Consider the following 1,260-nt stretch of genomic DNA (forward strand, 5'->3'; position numbering starts at 1 on the left):
CGAATAGTCTGGACAATGCAGCGACAATTTAATCAGTTTAAAAATCGAGTCAACAAAGCCCTGTAAAGCCCTCAATGAAAGGCCAAACACGCGTTTCATCATCAGGACTGTGGTGATGGCCATATCGGAGTAGTAGAGCGGGGCTTTGTTGAATAATAGTGAGTCATGCTGTTTTGCCGAGCCAGTTTTGGTAGAAAATGCTTGTCCCCTCAGGTGTACAGTTTTCTCATGAGGCCTAACTGCATGATTTTGCGTTGCGAGGATCCGTCGTTTCACTGGACTGCCAGCATAAAATCTATTTATTCAACAAAGCCATATTAATCGTATCCTTTATGGCTATTCGCAACAACGCCTTAGAACAACTGCATGAGAGGGGGTGACTCTTATGATCTCCACGGATTGAAAATCTGCACACCTGTCGGCTCGAAATCAGCCACGTTCCGGGTCACTACAGTCATCCCATTAACAAGAGCCGTTGCAGCAATTAGAGCATCACGTTCTCCGCGTTTATCCGGGACATGAAGCCGGGCGCAGCGCAATGCCACAGCGGTATCGACGGGGAGCGTTCTACCTGAAAACTCTGGTAATACATGTTGTTCCAGCCAGGAGCGAAGCACAGCCCCCTGTACGGCATCCCGGCGTTCAACTGACAGAATCCCAAGTTCTAACTCCATGATAGTGATCGAAGATACAAAGAGATCGGCAGCATCCATGCTTTCAGCCCATGCCAACACGTTCGAATCTATCTTCCCTATTCGCGCTTTTCGCAGTTCAGACACTACGTTGGTATCGAGAACGAACATCATGATAAATCAGCCGGCTTCGTTCCTAGCGACACACGTTGTGGCTCAAAATCAATATCAGCCGAATCCGGCATGGCTAGCGCGTCCGCGATGCTCCGGCGTTGCTTTGTCAATCTCTGATACTCCTCAATACTCAGAAGAACATGAGCAGTTTTGCCACGATCCGTGATAAACACGGGGCCATTACAGGTGGCTTTTTTTGCACGGGTAACATCCTGATTCAGCTCCCGGCTCGACAGTGTGGTGATAGTCATATTCGAATCTCCAGCAACAAAACATACGAATGTAGTAACGTTACTACATTTCCCGAGTGCTGTCAAAGGCTTTGTTGAATAAATCAGAACTTGTAACGACTGCGCCCCATACGGGTCGATTGTTACGTGATGCGAATACTGTTCGGCATTCCTAATAGCGTGATCCGGTTAAGCGCTTTGACCATGGCCATGGCTTCACCCAC

3 protein-coding genes and 2 pseudogenes are annotated in these 1,260 nt (G+C 48.2%); 1 reads left to right on the forward strand and 4 read right to left on the reverse strand.

What is annotated here, in order from left to right; genetic code table 11:
* Positions 1-141, reverse strand: a pseudogene (locus QZ506_RS06455) (transposase); the annotation flags it as partial.
* 113 nt (positions 142-254) lie between these two features.
* On the opposite strand from QZ506_RS06455, the gene QZ506_RS06460 reads away from it, so the two are divergent.
* Complete coding sequence (locus tag QZ506_RS06460; RefSeq protein WP_291969903.1) at positions 255-380, forward strand: hypothetical protein; 126 nt, start codon at positions 255-257, stop codon at positions 378-380.
* Between the two features lie 3 nt (positions 381-383).
* On the opposite strand, the gene QZ506_RS06465 is transcribed toward QZ506_RS06460, so the two are convergent.
* The 3 genes and pseudogenes from QZ506_RS06465 to QZ506_RS06475 form a co-directional block, all read right to left on the reverse strand.
* Positions 384-803: a type II toxin-antitoxin system VapC family toxin gene (locus tag QZ506_RS06465; RefSeq protein WP_291969905.1), complete on the reverse strand. Its 420-nt coding sequence runs from the start codon at positions 801-803 to the stop codon at positions 384-386.
* Positions 803-1,057: a type II toxin-antitoxin system Phd/YefM family antitoxin gene (locus tag QZ506_RS06470; RefSeq protein WP_291969906.1), complete on the reverse strand. Its 255-nt coding sequence runs from the start codon at positions 1,055-1,057 to the stop codon at positions 803-805. The genes QZ506_RS06465 and QZ506_RS06470 overlap by 1 nt, the downstream gene beginning before the upstream one ends.
* A 122-nt stretch (positions 1,058-1,179) precedes the next feature.
* Positions 1,180-1,260: pseudogene (locus QZ506_RS06475) on the reverse strand (lipoprotein); the annotation flags it as partial.

Source organism: Candidatus Symbiopectobacterium sp. (genome assembly GCF_020054415.1).
Taxonomy (GTDB): domain Bacteria; phylum Pseudomonadota; class Gammaproteobacteria; order Enterobacterales; family Enterobacteriaceae; genus Symbiopectobacterium.